Origin of the sequence: Kitasatospora sp. NPDC059571 (genome assembly GCF_042735675.1) — a bacterium.
Lineage (GTDB): Bacteria > Actinomycetota > Actinomycetes > Streptomycetales > Streptomycetaceae > Kitasatospora.
In genome coordinates this window covers 1-15920 of the sequence record NZ_JBHWBW010000154.1, presented here as the reverse complement: position 1 = coordinate 15920, position 15920 = coordinate 1, and the positions used below count along the sequence as shown (strand labels likewise).

Below are 15920 nucleotides of genomic sequence, written 5' to 3'. Positions count from 1 at the left end.
GGGCCATGCCCGGGGATGTTGACTTCTGATCGGTGCTGTTCGACTATGTTGGATAACGAGAGATCGGAGCGCGTCCACCGGGCGGGGCGGTCGCCGGCGACGAGCAGGGCGGCCCGGCCGGCGTCCTGCTTGCGCAGCAGCCGCAGGGCCTCGGCGGCGGTGTCGGTGCCGTCCACGGCGACGGCCTCGGCGGCGGCGCCGAGTGCGGCGGCCACCGCGGTCTCGTGCCCGGAGCGGACGGTGAGGAGTTCGGCGGCGGAGCCCAGCACACCGGCCGGCCCGCCGGCGCCGAGCAGGGCGCCGCTGCCGTCCTTGCGGCGCAGGCCGAGCGAGAGCGCCTCGTGGCGGGCGGTGAGGCCGGCCCGTTCGCGTTCGGCGGCGCCGGCGGCGTCCCGGGCGTCGGCGACCTCGCGCTCGGCCTCGGCGAGGAGGGCGCGGGCGCTCTCGTACGCGGCGTCCTGCTCCTCGCCGGCCGCCTCCCGGCCGTCGGCGTCGTCCTGGAGCAGCCGGTACTCGTGCTGGGCGGCCTCGGCGCGCTCGCGGGCCTCGTCGCGGGCCTCGGCGAGCCGGCCGGTCTCGGCGTCGGCGCCGGCGGCGCGGGAGCGGGCCGCGGCGGCCTGGCCCTGGAGGCGGGCGAGGCCCTCGCGGCGGTCGGCGATGGCGCGGGCGGCGGTCTTGAGCGCGGCCTCCTCGGCGGCGAGGGCGCGTTCCAGGTCGCCGCGCTCCTCGACGGCCTCGGCCAGCGCGTACTGGGCCTCCTCCAGGGCCTCGGTGAGCGCGGCCTCCTCCTCACGGACCCGGGCGGCCTCGCGGGCGAGCTCCTCGGGGTCGCGGCCGCGCCGTTCGTCGCCCTGGACGCCGGCGGCGGCGCTGCGCACGCGCGCCTCGGCCAGGCCGATGGTGCCGCGGGTGCGCTCGGCGAGCGAGGAGAGCCGGTACCAGGTCTGGCGGACCGCCTCCAGTTGCGGGCCGAGCTGTTCGACCTGGGCCTCCAGGACGGCCTCGCGCTGCAGGGCCCGGGCGAGCTCCTGCTCGACGGTGGTGCGGCGCAGCTTCAGGGCCAGTTCGTCGGCGATCTCGGCCTCGACGGCGCGGCGCAGGGTGAGCAGGTCGTCGGCGAGCAGCCGCAGCCGGGCATCGCGCAGTTCGGCCTGGATTCCGGCGGCGCGGCGGGCGATCCTGGCCTGGCGGCCGAGCGGGCCGAGCTGGCGGCGCAGTTCCGCGACGAGGTCCTGGACGCGGTTGAGGTTGCCCTGCATCGCGTCGAGCTTCCGCAGCGCCTTCTCCTTGCGCTTGCGGTGCTTGAGGACGCCGGCGGCCTCCTCGATGAAGGCGCGGCGGCCCATCGGGTCGGCCTGCAGCACGGAGTCGAGCCGGCCCTGGCCGACGATGACGTGCATCTCCCGGCCGATGCCGGAGTCGGAGAGCAGCTCCTGGATGTCGAGCAGGCGGCAGGTGGTGCCGTTCAGTGCGTACTCGCTGCCGCCGTTGCGGAACATCGTCCGCGTGATGGTGACCTCGGAGTAGTCGATGGGCAGCGCGCCGTCGGTGTTGTCGATGGTGAGGCTGACCTCGGCGCGGCCGAGCGGGGCGCGGCCGCCCGCGCCGGCGAAGATGACGTCCTCCATCTTGCCGCCGCGCAGCGACTTGGCGCCCTGCTCGCCCATGACCCAGGACAGCGCGTCCACCACGTTGGACTTGCCCGAGCCGTTCGGGCCGACGACGCAGGTGATGCCGGGCTCGAAGCGGAGCGTGGTGGCCGACGCGAAGGACTTGAACCCGCGCAGCGTCAGACTCTTCAGGTGCACCCGTCCGACCTCCTCGCCAGCGTGCGGCGCTGTGCTGGCGACTGTATCCGGCCCGATGCCGGGCCGGGGGTCAGGAGGCGGTTTGACCGCGCCGTGGCAAGGGCAGCCTCAGCTCGGAAGGGGGGCGCGGGGGCCGTGGGGACGACGAAGGGACGTCACTCGGGACGTCCCTTGCAGGCTGCGATCCCTGTCGGGAAGCCTCGGTGCACTACAGCGTCGATCGTGCGGATCGGGATCAGGTGAGAGCGGGCTCCCGCTGATCCATCTCGATGCTGCTGAGCAGCGAGTGCCCGTCAGCGACAGCGGTGAGTGCGTCGTTCTCCGTCTGGAGCCGGCTGAGTTCGGCCTCCAGGTCCTGGACGCGCTGCTGCAGCCGTCGCATCTCGGAGAGCATTCGCGGGTCGGGGCCGCCGACGTAACCGAGAAGCGCCTTTGCCATGATGTATGGTCCTCCACGCTGAGTGACCGAACCGTGTCGCGGTACTGGTCTAGGGGGAAGGGAACGCACTCCTCAGCGCCACCGGACGTGCAGGATGGGCACTCCAGGACGGCCGCAGTGAGATCGGCACACGGCGACTCGACCCTGCCGGGTAAACGCGGACTTGTGCGCGGGCTTCCAGCGTCTCACCAAAGACGGTACGGGTCAACACGATCACCGCACGCTACCGCGCGCCTCTCACCTGCATGGCGGGACGGTCACACCACGGGAGGGGCGGGCCACCGGAAAGGTGGATCACTGCTGGTGCGGAGTCAACCACGAGTCTGCCCGGATGGCAACCGGATGACACCGGCAGTTGCCGGGGGGTCTCTCCACTCCCCCGGCAACTGCGGTGTGCCCACGGACGGCGCGTGCTGCGCCTAGCGGATCACGAAGCCGTCGTAGCCCTCACCGGTCGCGCTCCAGATCTCCGTGACCCCGCTGACCTGGCCCGGAGTGTCCGGGCCGCGGAGCTGGACGAGCAGCTGTTCGCACTCGGCGCGCAGCCCCTCGGCGACCACCTGCACCCGGCCGTCGCCGAGGTTGCTGGTGTAGCCGGTCAGTCCGCCGATCTCCAGGGCACGGGCCCTGGTCCACCACCGGAAGCCGACCTGCTGGACCCGGCCGCGCACCCAGGCGGTGACCCGGACGGGCCGACTGCTGTCGTGATCGTGCATGTCCTGACCATAGTCGGGCACCGATCGGCCGTATCCGAGTGGTTTCACGGCACATCCACCGCACCTCCCCGAGGGCCCGAAGGCCACCGCAGAACCACCCGATCGGATGTACCCGAGCCACCGCCCGCCGGTTCAGAAGCCGCCGAAGTCGCCGCCACCGCCGCCGTCGAACCCGCCACCGCCGCCGTCGTCGAAACCGCCGAAGTCGCTCTGGTTGAAGTCGGCGCCCGAGTAGTCGCCGCCGTCCGGCCCGCCGCCGTCCCCGCCGTGGCCCCAGCCCCCGTCACCGGCCCAGGCCTCGCCCGGCGAGGCGAGCACCGACCCGAGGACGGTGCCGGCCACCAGCCCCGGCAGCAGGCCCGAGCCGTAGTAGCCGCCCGCCCACGGGCTGTACGCCGGGCCGGCGTCCCAGTACGGCTGCCGTCCGTAGCCCGTCTCGACCGTGCGGATGTCCGGCTCGGCGCCGTCGGCCAGCCGGGCCGCGTCCGCGGCGCAGACCGGCACGGTGCGCACCGCGCCGCCGATCGGGGCCCACTCCTCGTCCCGGACGGACGGCCCGTGCCGCGGGTCGAAGAAGCACGGCGGCCGCCGCTCGGGCAGCGGCCGCTTCTCCCGGCGGGCCGCCAGCACGGCGAGCGCGAACCGGCCGTCCGCCAGGGCCTCGCTGACCGGCCGGACGTCCTCCGGAGTGCGCGCCGCGTCCATGGTCGCCTTGGCACGCTCGTAGGCGTCGAGCGCGTGGGTGTAGTCGGCGCGCTGGGCGTCGTCCGCGTCCGCGGCGCCCGGGCTGAAGTCCAGCCGGTCGAGCTCCTCGCCGAAGGCCGTGATGTCCTCGTCGACGACCGTGCGCAGCTGGGCGAGCTGGGCCGCCACCTGCGCCTCCTTGCGCTTGCGCGCCCGGCGGAACAGCAGGAACACGCCGCCGCCGGCCAGCGCCAGCAGCGCGACCGGGACGATCACCGCGGCCGCGCTCACCCCGCCGGACCCGCCGGCGACCCCGTGGCCCCGGGTCTGCGGGAGGGCCTGGCCGACGAAGTCGTCCAGGGTCGCGCCGATGTCGCCCGGGTGGGCGCGGAACGCCGCGCCGGCGATCCGGTCCGCGGACGCCGGCGGCAGGGCCTTGCGGTCCGAGAAGGCCTTGAACTGGTCGCCGCGCCAGATCGCGTACACCCCGACGATGCCGACCTTCGTCCGGAGGTCCTGGGCCACGGTGCGCGCCGGGTAGGCGTCGCTCGCCGGGACGACCGCCACGAAGACCGGCTTGTCGGCATCGGCGATCCGCCGGCTCAGGTCGGCGGCCTGCGCGGTGGAGAAGCGGCCGGTCATCGACGGGTCGACGTACACCTGGCCCTTCTTCAGGGCGTTCGCGGCGTCGTCGACGCCGCCGGCGGCCGAGGCGGCCGGGGCGAGCAGCAGCAGCAGCCCGATCAGCAGCGCCGGGAGCACGGCGGCCGGGCGGCGGAGCACAGTTCTCATGGCCCCGACGCTACCTGGCCGAGGTCCCCCGATCCCATCCCCGGGTCGGATCGGAACCCCCGCCGACCGGCCGGAATCCCGACCGGTGGGAAGGGGGCGGCCCGGGCACCGGGCATAGTGGTGCCTGCCCGCTCCTCGACCGCCGCCTCCCGCGTGCCCTCCCCGAACGGAGACCCCGTGCTCATCGGTCTCGTCACCGCCGTCGCGGCCTCGGCCTGCTACGGCACCGGTTCCGTCCTCCAGGCCCTCGGCGCCCGCCGCTCGGCCCGTGAGGAGGCGGCCCGGGCCGTCCCGTCCGGGGCCCCGGACGGCACCGGCACCGGCCCGGCGGCCGGGGTGACCGAGCACGGCGGCCCGAGCCTCGCCTCGACCGCGAAGGCCGTGGTGACCTGGGAGTTCATCCTCGGCACGGTGCTGGACTTCGTGGGCTTCCTGCTCGGCGCGCTGGCCGCCCGGCTGCTGCCGCTCTTCCTCTCCCAGACGATCATCAGCGCCAACCTGGTGATCACCGCACTGCTCAGCGTCCGGCTGCTGGGGCTGCGGCTGAAGCGGCTGGAGTGGACGTCGATCGGCGTGCTGTGCGGCGCGCTGGTGCTGCTGGCGGTGGCGGCCGGCCCGGAGGGTCCGCACCACGCCGCCCGGGCGGTGCACTGGTGGCTGCTGATCGGCTCCGTCGTGCTGATCGCCGGCGGTTCGCTGCTGGTGCGGCGGCTGGGGCGCAGCGGGGCGATCGTGGCCGGCTTGCTGTCCGGCCTCGGGTTCGGGGCGCTGGGCATCGGGGTGCGGATCCTGGACGGCCTGGAGCCGTTCGACGCGCTGCAGGTGCTCGCCGACCCGGCGCTGTACGCGATCCTGGTCGGCGGCCTGGGCGGGATGTACCTGCACACGGTGGCGCTCCAGCTGGGCTCGGTGAACGCGGCGACGGCGGCCCTGGTGGTCGGCGAGACGGTGGTGCCGGGCGCGGTCGGGGTGATCTGGCTCGGCGACTCCTCGCGGCCCGGTTTCGCTCCGCTGGCCGCCTTCGGCTTCGTGCTGGCGGTGGTCAGCGCGGTCGGGGTGGCCTGGTTCGGCGAGGACGAGGGCGCGCTGCACGACGCCGAGGTGCAGGCCGCCGGGGCCGCGAAGGGCTGACCGCCGGGGCGGGCCGGGCCGCGGCGGAGGCAGGTCCCGGCCCGGGCGGGGCGGGCTAGCGCTGGCGCGGGATCCGCTGGCAGCGCGGGCAGAAGTAGCTGGAGCGGTTCATCCAGGCCGCGCGGCGGATCGGGGTGCCGCAGCGGTGGCAGGGCTCGCCCTCGCGGCCGTAGGCGTCGAGGTCGCGGGAGAAGTAGCCGCTCTCGCCGTTCACGTTGACGTAGAGGCTGTCGAAGCTCGTCCCGCCGACGGCGAGGGCCGCGGCCATCACCTCGCGGGCGTGCTGCAGCAGTTCGGCGGCGAGCGGCCGGGTGAGGGTGGCGGTGGGCCGGTCGTAGTGGAGCCGGCTGCGCCAGAGCGACTCGTCGGCGTAGATGTTGCCGACGCCGCTGATCAGGGTCTGGTCGAGCAGGGCCCGCTTGACGGTGGTGCGCCGGGCGCGCAGGGCGGCGACGAAGGCCTCGTCGTCGAAGCGCGGGTCCAGCGGGTCGCGGGCGATGTGGGCGAGCGAGCGGGGGGTGTCCTCCGGGTCGCCGTCCTCGGCCTCCTCGACGGCGAGGCCGCCGAAGGTCCGCTGGTCGACGAAGCGCAGTTCGCGCCCGCCGTCGGTGAAGCGGAACCGGACCCGCAGGTGGGTCTCGTCGGGGGTGGCCGGGTCCTGCACGAGGAGCTGGCCGCTCATGCCGAGGTGGCCGACCATCGAGTGGCCGGTGCCGGGGAGCGGCACCCACAGGTACTTGCCGCGGCGGTGGGCCTCGCCGAGGGTGGCGCCGGCCAGCCGGGCGGCGAAGTCCTCGCCGCCCGCCAGGTGCCGGCGGACCGAGCGCGGGTGGAGCACCTGCACGTCGCCGACGGTGCGGCCGGCGACCCAGCGGGCCAGTCCGCGCCGGACGACCTCGACCTCGGGGAGCTCGGGCACGACGCGCCGCCTCAGTCCTTGCCGGCGGTACCGGAGGGGAGGCTGTCCGCGTACTTGGCCTTGATCGCCCGCCAGGCGCTCTCGGCGGCCTTCTGCTCGGCCTCCTTCTTCGAGCGGCCGGAGCCGTGCCCGAAGTCCTGGCCGGCCACCCGGGCCGCGGCGTCGAAGGTCTTCTCGTGGTCCGGGCCGGACTCGGCGACCACGTACTCGGGCACGCCGATGCCGGCGGCCGCGGTGAGCTCCTGGAGGCTGGTCTTCCAGTCCAGGCCGGCGCCGAGCTGCGAGGACTCCGCGATCAGCGGGTCGAACAGCCGGTGGACGAACTCGGTGGCGGCGTCCAGGCCCTGGTCGAGGTAGACGGCGCCGATCACGGCCTCGACGGTGTCGGCGAGGATCGACGACTTGTCACGGCCGCCCGTCCCCTCCTCGCCCTTGCCGAGGCGGATGAAGGTGCCGAGCTCGAGGCCCCGGCCGACGTCGGCGAGCGCGCGGGAGTTGACCACCGCGGCCCGCAGCTTGGCGAGCGTGCCCTCGGCGACCTCCGGGTGGAGGCGGTAGAGGGTGTCGGTCACCACGAGGCCCAGCACCGAGTCGCCGAGGAACTCCAGGCGCTCGTTGGTGGGCAGCCCGCCGTTCTCGTACGCATACGAGCGGTGGGTGAGGGCGCGTACCAGAAGGGCGCGCTCGAGTACGTACCCGAGGCGCCCTTCCAGGACGTCGTATTCGGTCGAAGCCGGCCCGCCGCCCTTGCCCCCGTTCGCGGGGTTCGGCTTGCGGGAGGAGTTGCCGTCCGACATCGATCCGTGCACCCCGCCGATCAGACCGAGAGGACCTGGCGACGGTTGTACGTGCCGCAGCTCGGGCACGCGATGTGCGCAAGCTTCGGCTCGTGGCAGCGGTCGCACGCGACGAGCGCGGGGGCGACGGCCTTCCAGTTGGAACGGCGGTGGCGCGTGTTGCTGCGCGACATCTTCCGCTTCGGAACAGCCACGGCTACTTCTCCTGGTTCTCGGCGAGACCCTCACGGGTGTCGCTGTACTTGTTCTCGTCACCCTCGTCGCCGGGGGCGGCGGAGAGTCCCTGCAGAGCCGCCCACCGGGGGTCGACGGCATCGTGGTGGTGGTCCGGGTCGTCGCTCAGGCGTGCTCCGCACTCGGAGCACAGGCCCAGGCAGTCGTCCTGGCACACCGGCTGCAGCGGCAGTGCGAGCACCACCGCGTCACGCAGCACCGGCTGGAGGTCGAAGAAATCGCCCTCCAGACGGTAGATCTCCTCGTCCGACTCCTCGTCGAGGTCGTCGGCGCCGGCCGTCCGGGCGCGGTGGCGCTCGTCGGACTCCGGGTAGTAGTACAGCTCCTGGAAGTCGACCTCCAGGTCGTCCTCCACCGGCTCCAGGCAGCGCGAGCACTCGCCCTCGACGTGGGCCTCGGCGGTGCCGGTCACCAGCACGCCCTCGACCACCGACTCCAGGCGGAGCTCCAGCGCGATCTCGCTCTTCACCGGAACACCGATGACGTCCGCGATCCCGAGGCCCTCGGGCGCCTCCAGGGTGCGGGACGCCTTGCGCATCGAGCCGGGACGACGGCCGAGCTCGTGCGTGTCGAACACGAGGGGGTCGCGGTGGTCGAGGCGGTTCAAGGTGTCCTGACTTCCTGAGGCGGCACGCATCCCTGCGTGGCGCGAATCCTTCATGCGGTGTGTGCGGAGCCCGTTCGCGGGCACGCAACGAGGCCGGTGTGAACAGGCCGGAGTGGTCAGACTACCGGAGAGTCCGCCCACGCCCAAACGGGCCCTCGCCCGCCGGGGCGGGCGGTCACCGCCCGCCGAGCTCCCGCAGCCTGCTCATGTCGATCATGCTGGTGTCGAAGAAGCTGGTCTCGTCCAGGCCGGGCTGCTGCGGCGGCAGGCCGTGCGGCTGCTGGTCGTGGGGCTGCTGGTCGTGGGGCTGCTGCTGGTAGCCGTACGGGTCGTAGGGCTGCGCCTGCTGCGGGTAGCCCTGCTGCTGGTACGGGTCGGCCTGGACGGGGTTGCCCCAGGCGTCGTGCGACACCTGCTCCTGGCCCTGGTAGGCGGCGACCGGCTGCTGGTAGCCGTACGGCGTGCCGTACGGGTCCGCCTGCCCGGCACCGGAGGGGTCGTAGCCGCCGCCGTACACCTCGGCGTACTGCGGGGCCCCCTGGCCGCCGTACGGGTCGGCGGCCGGGTCCTGCCAGCCGGCCGCGGCCGGGGTCTGCTCGGGCCAGCTCTGCTGCTGCGGGACGTCCTCGCGGTACCAGGGCTGCTCCTCGCCGTCGGAGAAGCCGGCCGCGACCGCCTCGGCGCGGTCCTTGAGCTGCTGGGCCTCGTCGGCGGCGGCGAGGTAGGCGCCGAGCTCGTCGATCGGCTTCTTGCCGAGGAGCTTGTCGCGGCCCTTGCCGACCGCCTCCAGGGTGGCGCTGAGGACCATCTCCAGGGTTTCGAGCTTCGCGTCGACGTACTCGTCGGCCTCGGGGCTCGGGCTGATCCTCGGCTGGAACTCCTCGCCGTCCGACTCGCCGTCGGCCTCGGGCTCGTACACGCCGGCGCCGCGCAGCTTCTGCCGGCCGCGGCCGACCGCGCCCAGCGTCTTGGTGAGCACCACCTCGAAGTTGGCCAGCTTGGAGTCGACGTAGTCGTCGGCCTCGGCGCGCTTGGCGTCGATCTCGGTGCGGGCCTCGGCCAGGATCCGGTCGGCCTCGGCCTGGGCGCGCCGCACCACCTCGGTGTCCGAGATCAGCGAGCCGCGCTCGTCGTGGGCGCCGCGGATGATCTGGTCGGCCTGGGCCTGCGCGTCGGCCACCATCTGCTGGTGGTCGGCGACCACCGACTGGGCCTGGGCCAGCTCGGCCGGCATGGCTTCGCGCAGCTCGCGGAGCATGCCGACCAGCTCGGCCCGGTTGACCACGCAGGAGGCCGACATGGGCATCGCGCGGGCACTCTCCACCGACGCGACGATCTCGTCGAGTTTCTGCTGCACGTCCACGGGCGCCTCAGTCTTTCCGTGTGCCGCCGAGGTCCTGGCGGAGGCCGGCCCGGCGGCCAGGGGCGCCGCGGGCGGGACTACAGACTGTACGGCCACCCGGGCCGCGGCTCACAACGTCCGGGGCACCCGGGCCGGCCGCACGGCCCGCAGGGTGTGACGATTCACCAGAATCGTCCGGTTCTGTCCGGCGCGGCGCTCAGCGCCTCAGCTCGGCGATCCGCTCGACCAGGCGGCCGTGCACCACCTCGGGCAGCAGGTGCGAGACGTCCCCGCCCAGCGAGGCGACCTCCTTCACCAGCGTGGAGGAGAGGAAGCTGTAGGTCGGCGAGGTGGGCACGAAGAGCGTCTCCACCCCGGTCAGGCCGTGGTTCATCTGGGCCATCTGCAGCTCGTAGTCGAAGTCGCTGACCGCCCGCAGGCCCTTGATGATCGCCGGGATGCCGCGGTCCCGGCAGAAGTCGACCAGCAGGCCGGTGTGCGACTCGACCTCGATGTTCCCCAGCTGGGCGGTGGTCTGCTCGATGAGCTCGATCCGCTCGTCGATGGAGAACATGCCCTGCTTGTTCTTGTTGATCAGCACGGCGACATGGACGACGTCGTAGAGCTTGGAGGCCCGCTCGATGATGTCGAGGTGTCCGTTGGTGATGGGATCGAAGGACCCCGGACAGACGGCGCGGCGCATGTCGTGTGCTCCCTTGTGGGGTAACCGGTGCTACGAGTGTCGATCGCCCTCGTCGGCGGCGCGACCGTACCAGAGAGTGCCCTCGCCGTACCTGCGCGAGCGCAGCCCTTCGAAGCCCTCCGGCCAGCCGAACTCTCCGCCGCGGGTGCTGCGTTCCACGGTGACGAGTACATCGGCCGCGAGCCAGCCCCCGGCGACGAGTGTGATCAGCATCTCCCGCAGCTGCTCGTCGGTGACGGCATACGGCGGATCGAGGAAGACCAGGTCGTACGGGTCCGCCGGGGCCGGCCCGGCGGCCACCCGCTCGGCCCGGTCGGCGCGGACCTCCGCGCCGGGCAGCCCCAGGGTGCGGACGTTCTCCCGGATGGTGCGGGCGGCGCTCGCGTCCGACTCCACCAGCAGGACGTGCGCGGCGCCGCGCGACAGCGCCTCCAGCCCGACCGCGCCCGAGCCGCCGAAGAGGTCCAGCATCCGCGCCCCGTGCAGGGTGCCGCGCAGCGCCTGGAGCGTGGAGAACATCGCCTCGCGCGCCTTGTCGGACGTCGGGCGGGTGGTGCGGCCGGGCGGGACGGCCAGCCGGCGGCCGCCGGCGGTGCCGGCGATGACGCGGGTCATGGGGGTGCGAGGTCCTCTCGGTGGGGTGCGGGGCCCCGGCGGGGCACCCCCATTCAAGCGCGCCGGCGCCCGCCCCGCGTCATCCGGCCGGTGCGACGGCGGCCGGGCAGTACTCCGGCCGGGCCGGGTCGTGGCCGAGCTCGCGCAGCCGGGCCCGCACCGCGTCCGGCGTCCGGCCGTAGCGGGCGGCGATCCGGGCGACCGTCTCGCCCTCGTGGAACCGGCGTACCAGCCCCTCCCCCGGCCCGGTCCCGCGCCCCGGGCAGGGCGCCGCGGAGGCCGGCAGCGCCCGCGCCAGGACCGCGCGCAGCACCGGGACGTCCTCGGCGCGCAGCCGCAGCCGGTCGCGGACCAGCGGCCCGGCGCCCCCGGCCGCGGGGGCCGTCAGGGTGAGGGTGAGCTCGCCGCCGGCGGCGAGCTCGATGCCGAGGAACCGGTCGCCGGCCGACCGGACGTCGTACTGCCGCCATGCCATGACCTGCCCCCAAGTGCCGCTCGGACGAACGCTCGTGACGGTGTGTCCCGAACGGTTCGCATTCTGCCCGCCGGCACCGACAGCGGCCCGCGGCCGCGTCAGCCCTTCTCCAGGTAGTCGGCGCGGTCCTCGTCCAGCAGGCTCTCCAGGGCGGTGCGCAGGTCCGGGTGGCCGGCCAGGTCGGGGTCGGCGGCGACCAGCCGGGCCGCCTCCTCGCGGGCGGTGGCGATGACCTCCTCGTCCTCCAGCACGCTGAGCACCTTGAGCGAGGACTTCACGCCGGACTGCGCCTGGCCGAGCACGTCGCCCTCGCGGCGCTGCTCCAGGTCGATCCGGGACAGCTCGAAGCCGTCCAGGGTGCCGGCCACCGCGTCCAGCCGGGCCCGGGCCGCCCCGGCCGCCGGCATCTCGCTGACCAGCAGGCACAGGCCAGCCGCGCTGCCGCGGCCGACCCGGCCGCGCAGCTGGTGCAGCTGGGAGACGCCGAAGCGGTCGGCGTCCATGATGACCATCACGGTGGAGTTGGGGACGTTGACGCCGACCTCGATCACGGTGGTGGCGACCAGCACGTCCACCTGGCCGGCCGCGAACCGCCGCATCACGTCGTCCTTGGCCTCCGGGGCGAGCCGGCCGTGCAGGATCTCGATCCGCAGTCCGGCGAGCGGGCCCTTGGCGAGCATCTCGGCGGTGTCCACCACCGAGAGCGGCGGGCGCCGGTCGTCGGACTCGGCGCCGACGTCCTCCAGGTCCTCCTCGGCGGACTTGCGCCTGCGGCGGGGCTCCTCGGGCTCGTCGCCGATCCGCGGGCAGACCACGTACGCCTGGTGGCCCTTGCCGACCTCCTCGCGCAGCCGCTCCCAGGCCCGGGCGAGGAAGTTGGGCTTCTCCAGGGCCGGGACGACATGGGTGGAGATCGGCGAGCGGCCGGCCGGCAGCTGGTCGAGGACGGAGGTCTCCAGGTCGCCGAAGACCGTCATCGCGACCGTGCGCGGGATCGGGGTGGCGGTCATGACCAGCAGGTGCGCAGGCCGGTCGCCCTTGGCCCGCAGCGCGTCGCGCTGCTCGACGCCGAACCGGTGCTGCTCGTCGACGACGACCAGGCCGAGGTCCTGGAACTGCACCTTGTCCTCGATCAGGGCGTGGGTGCCGATGGTGATCCCGGCGTCCCCGCAGGCCATGTCGAGCAGCGCCTGGCGGCGGGCGGGCACGCCCATCGAGCCGGTGAGCAGCGCGACCCGGGTGCCGAGGTCGGCGCCGCCGAGCATGCCGCCCTCGGCGAGGTCGCCCATCATCTCGACGATCGAGCGGTGGTGCTGCTGGGCGAGCACCTCGGTCGGGGCGAGCAGGACGGCCTGGCCGCCCGCGTCGACCACCGCGAGCATGGCGCGCAGGGCGACCAGCGTCTTGCCCGAGCCGACCTCGCCCTGGAGCAGCCGGTGCATCGGGTGCTCGTCCGCGAGGTCGGCGAAGATCTCCGCGCAGACGCGCTGCTGACCGTCGGTCAGGGTGAACGGCAGGCGGGCGTCGAAGGCGTCCAGCAGGCCGCCGGGGCGGGCCCGGCGGGGGGTGGCGGGCAGTGCGGAGTCGGCGGCCCGGCGCCGGGCGAGGGCGACCTGGAGGACGAACGCCTCGTCCCAGCGCAGCCGGCTCTGGGCGTGCTCGCGGTCGGCCTGGCTGCGCGGCCGGTGGATCAGCTCCAGCGCCTCGGGGAGCGGGATCAGGCCGTGCGCGGCGCGCAGGTCGGCGGGCAGCGGCTCGCCGACGTCCGAGAGGTGCTTGTCGAGGGCGACCTCGACGCACTTGACCAGCTTCCAGCTCGGCATCTGGGCGCTGGCCGGGTAGACCGGGATGAGGCGGCCGGCGAACGCCTGCGCGGTGCCGGAGTCGGCGTCCTCGTCGAGCAGCTGGTAGTCGGGCCCGGCGAGCTGGCGGGTGCGGTTGAACAGCCCGACCTTGCCGGCGAACAGGCCCTGGGCGCCGGGGCGGAGCTCCTTCTGCCGCCAGCCCTGGTTGAAGAAGACCAGGGTCAGCCGGGAGCGGCCGTCGGTGACGATCACCTCCAGCCGGTCGCCCTTGCGGCCGCGGAACGGGATGAGGGTGACCTTCTCGATCCGGGCCAGGACGGTGACGTGCTCGTCCACCTCCAGCTCGTCCAGGCTGGTGAGCTGGCCGCGCTCGACGTACCGGCGCGGGTAGTGGTGCAGCAGGTCGCCGACCGTGCGCAGCCGCAGGGAGTCGGCGAGCACCTTCGCGGTGCGGTCGCCGACGAGCTTGGTCAGTGGTTCGTCGAGAGCGCCCATCACGCCCTATTGGACACCACACGGACGACAGTGCGGCTCACTCGACGCCGATGAGCAGCAGGGCCTCCTCCTGGCCGCCGCGGTAGACGACGGTGTCCACCTCGGGGCGCTGGCGGCGGGCGAGGGCGACCAGGCCGTCGGCGAGGGCGTCGGGGGCGCCCGCCCCGAGGACGAGGGTGACCAGTTCGCCGCCGGCGGCGAGCATCCGGGCGAGGACGGTGCCGGCGGTGTCGAGCGGATCGGTGCCGATGACGGCGACGTCGCCGTCGATCAGGCCGAGCACGTCGCCGGCCTGGCAGACGCCGGCCATCGTCCAGGACTCCCCCTCGGCGACGGCGAGTTCGGCGTGCCGGGTGGCGCCGGCGGCGGAGGTCATGGCGACCACGTCCTCGTCGAAGCGGCGCGAGGAGTCGTGGACGGCGAGCGCGGCCAGGCCCTGCACCGGGGAGCGGGTGGGCAGGACGGCGATCCGCAGCCCCTCCTCGCGCAGCTGGTCGGCGGCGGCGCCGGCGGCGGCGCGCAGTTCGGGGTCGTTGAGCAGCAGGACGACCTCGCGGGCGCCGCACCGGCGCACGGCGTCGGCGAGTTCGGCGCTGGCCGGCGGGCGGTCCGGGTCGGCGGGGAGCACGGCCGAGCCGGCCTGGCCGCAGAGCTCGGCGAGGCCGGCGCCGCTGACCACGCTGAGCACCGCCCGGCCCGGGGCGGCCTCGGGCCGGGCGCCGTCGCGGCCGGCCCGGGCGGCGGCCTCGGCGAAGTGGGTCACCCGGATCCGGTAGGGGCGGCCGGCCTCGACGCCGGCCTCGACGGCGGCGCCGGCGTCGTCGACGTGCACGTGGACGTTCCACAGGCCGTCGCCGCCGCCGACCACCAGGGAGTCGCCGAGGGCGGCGAGCCGGGCGCGGAGCACGGGCAGCGCCTCGTCGGCGGCCTCCAGCAGGTAGATCACCTCGAAGGCGGGGTGGCCCGGCCGGCGGGCGTGGCCCTCGCAGGCGTCGTGCGCCTCGGCGGCGGGCAGCACGAACTCCTGGCGCAGCGCGACCGGCCCCATCGGGGTGTGGCCGAGGACGGTGTCGGCGAGGGCGCCGAGGACGGCGACCAGGCCGCGGCCGCCGGCGTCCACCACACCGGCCTCGGCCAGGACGTCGAGCTGCTCGGGGGTGTGCACGAGGGCGGAGCGGGCGGCGAGGCAGGCGGCGCCGGCGGTGTCGGCGAGGGTGCCGGACTGGTCGGCGGCGGCCCGGGCGGCCGCGGCGGCGACGGTGAGCAGGGTGCCCTCGACGGGGTCGGCGACGGCCTGGTAGGCGGCCTCGGCTGCGCGTGGCAGGGCCTTGCGCAGGCCCGCGGCGTCGCCGCCGGCGGCGAGGCCCTCGGCGAGGCCGCGCAGCCACTGGGCGAGGATGACCCCGGAGTTGCCGCGGGCGCCGATCAGGGCGCCGCGGGCCATCGCCGCGGTGACCGCGGCGAGGTCTCCGTCCGGCCCGGTGCCGCCCGGGGCGTCGTCGGCCCCGAGGGCCTCGGCGGCGGCCTCCACGGTCAGGTAGAGGTTGGTGCCGGTGTCGCCGTCCGGGACGGGGTAGACGTTGAGCGCGTCGATCTCCTCCCGGGCCTGGCCGAGCGCGGTGAGGGCCAGCCGGCACCAGGTGCGGACGGCCGTGCCGTCGAGCGTGTCCAGCACCAGGTCTCCTCCGGGTGAACGCCACGGGAACGCGGGCCTGCGGTGCGGCGCGCGGGCGGGGTGGCGGTAGGGGCGATGCTGGCAGGTTATCGGGGCGGGCGGGGGCCGTCGCGGTCGGGCGCCGCGGACGGAGCCGCAGGTTGCGGGCGGGCGGGGGGTCCGCGGGGGGTGTCGGGGGCGAACGATCACGGCCCGGGTCGTGGTAGTTTCGTTCAGCGGGAGCAGCCGTTGTATGCTCTTCCGGTTGCCTGGAACAACCCGGGCTCACCCCTTGAACCGATTCGCCCCACGTGAGTGGTGTCGGTGGGCTCAGCCGGGGTTTTCGAACGTAACTGATCTGAAGTCTTGGAGTGACTCCTGTGGCTGCCAACTGCGACGTCTGCGGCAAGGGGCCGGGCTTCGGCAACAGCATCTCCCACTCGCACCGCCGTACCCCCCGTCGTTGGAACCCCAACATTCAGACGGTGCGCGCTGTGATTGGGCGGACGCCGAAGCGGCTCAACGTCTGCACCTCGTGCATCAAGGCCGGTAAGGTCTCGCGCTGACGCGCAGACCGGTATGCCGGTCCTCCGGATCGCCGATCCACCCCCGGGTGGGTCGGCTTTCTGATTTTCCCCGCGGCAGGTCCTCCTGCTGCGGGCCCGGCCGAACCGCGGGCGGGGTTCCCCGGACCACTCCGGGGC

16 protein-coding genes are annotated in these 15920 nt (G+C 74.5%); 2 read left to right on the top strand and 14 right to left on the bottom strand.

Annotated features, from left to right (window positions below; all coding sequences use genetic code 11):
* From ACFV0G_RS18865 to ACFV0G_RS18850, 4 genes are all read right to left on the bottom strand, one after another.
* Nucleotides 1–1808, bottom strand: a 1808-nt coding sequence (locus tag ACFV0G_RS18865) for a chromosome segregation SMC family protein (protein ID WP_380548569.1), incomplete at its 3' end; no start/stop codon positions are given.
* 235 nt (nucleotides 1809–2043) lie between these two features.
* Nucleotides 2044–2247, bottom strand: a complete 204-nt coding sequence (locus ACFV0G_RS18860) for a hypothetical protein (protein ID WP_380548566.1) — start codon at nucleotides 2245–2247, stop codon at nucleotides 2044–2046.
* 419 nt (nucleotides 2248–2666) lie between these two features.
* On the bottom strand, nucleotides 2667–2963 hold the full coding sequence (locus ACFV0G_RS18855) for an acylphosphatase (RefSeq protein ID WP_380548563.1): 297 nt from the start codon (nucleotides 2961–2963) through the stop codon (nucleotides 2667–2669).
* A gap of 132 nt (nucleotides 2964–3095) precedes the next feature.
* Nucleotides 3096–4439 (bottom strand): hypothetical protein, encoded by a 1344-nt coding sequence (locus ACFV0G_RS18850; protein WP_380548560.1) that lies wholly within the window; start codon nucleotides 4437–4439, stop codon nucleotides 3096–3098.
* Between the two features lie 177 nt (nucleotides 4440–4616).
* Between ACFV0G_RS18850 and ACFV0G_RS18845 the strand changes: the two genes are divergently transcribed.
* Nucleotides 4617–5570: a hypothetical protein gene (locus tag ACFV0G_RS18845; RefSeq protein WP_380548557.1), complete on the top strand. Its 954-nt coding sequence runs from the start codon at nucleotides 4617–4619 to the stop codon at nucleotides 5568–5570.
* 55 nt (nucleotides 5571–5625) lie between these two features.
* Here ACFV0G_RS18845 and mutM read toward each other — a convergent pair whose 3' ends face one another.
* The 10 genes from mutM to ACFV0G_RS18795 form a co-directional block, all read right to left on the bottom strand.
* Entirely contained in the window at nucleotides 5626–6489 is an 864-nt protein-coding gene (gene mutM, locus ACFV0G_RS18840) for a bifunctional DNA-formamidopyrimidine glycosylase/DNA-(apurinic or apyrimidinic site) lyase (protein WP_380548554.1), read from the bottom strand.
* Between the two features lie 11 nt (nucleotides 6490–6500).
* Nucleotides 6501–7286 carry a ribonuclease III gene (rnc, locus tag ACFV0G_RS18835; RefSeq protein WP_380548572.1) on the bottom strand — a complete coding sequence of 262 codons (786 nt, stop codon included), beginning with the start codon at nucleotides 7284–7286 and terminating at the stop codon, nucleotides 6501–6503.
* A 20-nt stretch (nucleotides 7287–7306) separates the two neighbouring features.
* A complete protein-coding gene (gene rpmF, locus ACFV0G_RS18830) occupies nucleotides 7307–7480 on the bottom strand; it encodes a 50S ribosomal protein L32 (RefSeq protein ID WP_030275709.1) in 174 nt (57 codons plus the stop codon).
* A gap of 2 nt (nucleotides 7481–7482) precedes the next feature.
* The gene (locus tag ACFV0G_RS18825) at nucleotides 7483–8127 is read right to left on the bottom strand and encodes a YceD family protein (protein WP_380548551.1); all 645 of its coding nucleotides are present in this window, start codon (nucleotides 8125–8127) and stop codon (nucleotides 7483–7485) included.
* Between the two features lie 175 nt (nucleotides 8128–8302).
* The gene (locus ACFV0G_RS18820; RefSeq protein WP_380548548.1) at nucleotides 8303–9490 is read right to left on the bottom strand and encodes an ATP synthase F0 subunit B; all 1188 of its coding nucleotides are present in this window, start codon (nucleotides 9488–9490) and stop codon (nucleotides 8303–8305) included.
* A 196-nt stretch (nucleotides 9491–9686) separates the two neighbouring features.
* Nucleotides 9687–10172 carry a pantetheine-phosphate adenylyltransferase gene (coaD, locus tag ACFV0G_RS18815; protein WP_380548545.1) on the bottom strand — a complete coding sequence of 162 codons (486 nt, stop codon included), beginning with the start codon at nucleotides 10170–10172 and terminating at the stop codon, nucleotides 9687–9689.
* A gap of 30 nt (nucleotides 10173–10202) precedes the next feature.
* Entirely contained in the window at nucleotides 10203–10787 is a 585-nt protein-coding gene (gene rsmD / locus ACFV0G_RS18810; protein ID WP_380548542.1) for a 16S rRNA (guanine(966)-N(2))-methyltransferase RsmD, read from the bottom strand.
* A gap of 79 nt (nucleotides 10788–10866) precedes the next feature.
* Nucleotides 10867–11262, bottom strand: a complete 396-nt coding sequence (locus ACFV0G_RS18805; RefSeq protein ID WP_380548539.1) for a hypothetical protein — start codon at nucleotides 11260–11262, stop codon at nucleotides 10867–10869.
* 98 nt (nucleotides 11263–11360) lie between these two features.
* A complete protein-coding gene (recG, locus tag ACFV0G_RS18800; RefSeq protein ID WP_380548536.1) occupies nucleotides 11361–13562 on the bottom strand; it encodes an ATP-dependent DNA helicase RecG in 2202 nt (733 codons plus the stop codon).
* A gap of 37 nt (nucleotides 13563–13599) precedes the next feature.
* Entirely contained in the window at nucleotides 13600–15237 is a 1638-nt protein-coding gene (locus tag ACFV0G_RS18795) for a DAK2 domain-containing protein (RefSeq protein WP_380548533.1), read from the bottom strand.
* Between the two features lie 359 nt (nucleotides 15238–15596).
* Here ACFV0G_RS18795 and rpmB point away from each other — a divergent pair, with 359 nt between their 5' ends.
* A complete protein-coding gene (gene rpmB, locus ACFV0G_RS18790) occupies nucleotides 15597–15782 on the top strand; it encodes a 50S ribosomal protein L28 (RefSeq protein ID WP_014138233.1) in 186 nt (61 codons plus the stop codon).
* Nucleotides 15783–15920 lie beyond the last annotated feature (138 nt).

Bases quoted from the DNA above. Each gene is read 5' to 3' on its own strand.
- rsmD (WP_380548542.1), bottom strand. From the start codon at position 10,787: ATGACCCGCGTCATCGCCGGCACCGCCGGCGGCCGCCGGCTGGCCGTC.
- ACFV0G_RS18805 (WP_380548539.1), bottom strand. From the start codon at position 11,262: ATGGCATGGCGGCAGTACGACGTCCGGTCGGCCGGCGACCGGTTCCTC.
- ACFV0G_RS18860 (WP_380548566.1), bottom strand. From the start codon at position 2,247: ATGGCAAAGGCGCTTCTCGGTTACGTCGGCGGCCCCGACCCGCGAATG.
- coaD (WP_380548545.1), bottom strand. From the start codon at position 10,172: ATGCGCCGCGCCGTCTGTCCGGGGTCCTTCGATCCCATCACCAACGGA.
- rnc (WP_380548572.1), bottom strand. From the start codon at position 7,286: ATGTCGGACGGCAACTCCTCCCGCAAGCCGAACCCCGCGAACGGGGGC.
- ACFV0G_RS18855 (WP_380548563.1), bottom strand. From the start codon at position 2,963: ATGCACGATCACGACAGCAGTCGGCCCGTCCGGGTCACCGCCTGGGTG.
- ACFV0G_RS18850 (WP_380548560.1), bottom strand. From the start codon at position 4,439: ATGAGAACTGTGCTCCGCCGCCCGGCCGCCGTGCTCCCGGCGCTGCTG.
- recG (WP_380548536.1), bottom strand. From the start codon at position 13,562: ATGGGCGCTCTCGACGAACCACTGACCAAGCTCGTCGGCGACCGCACC.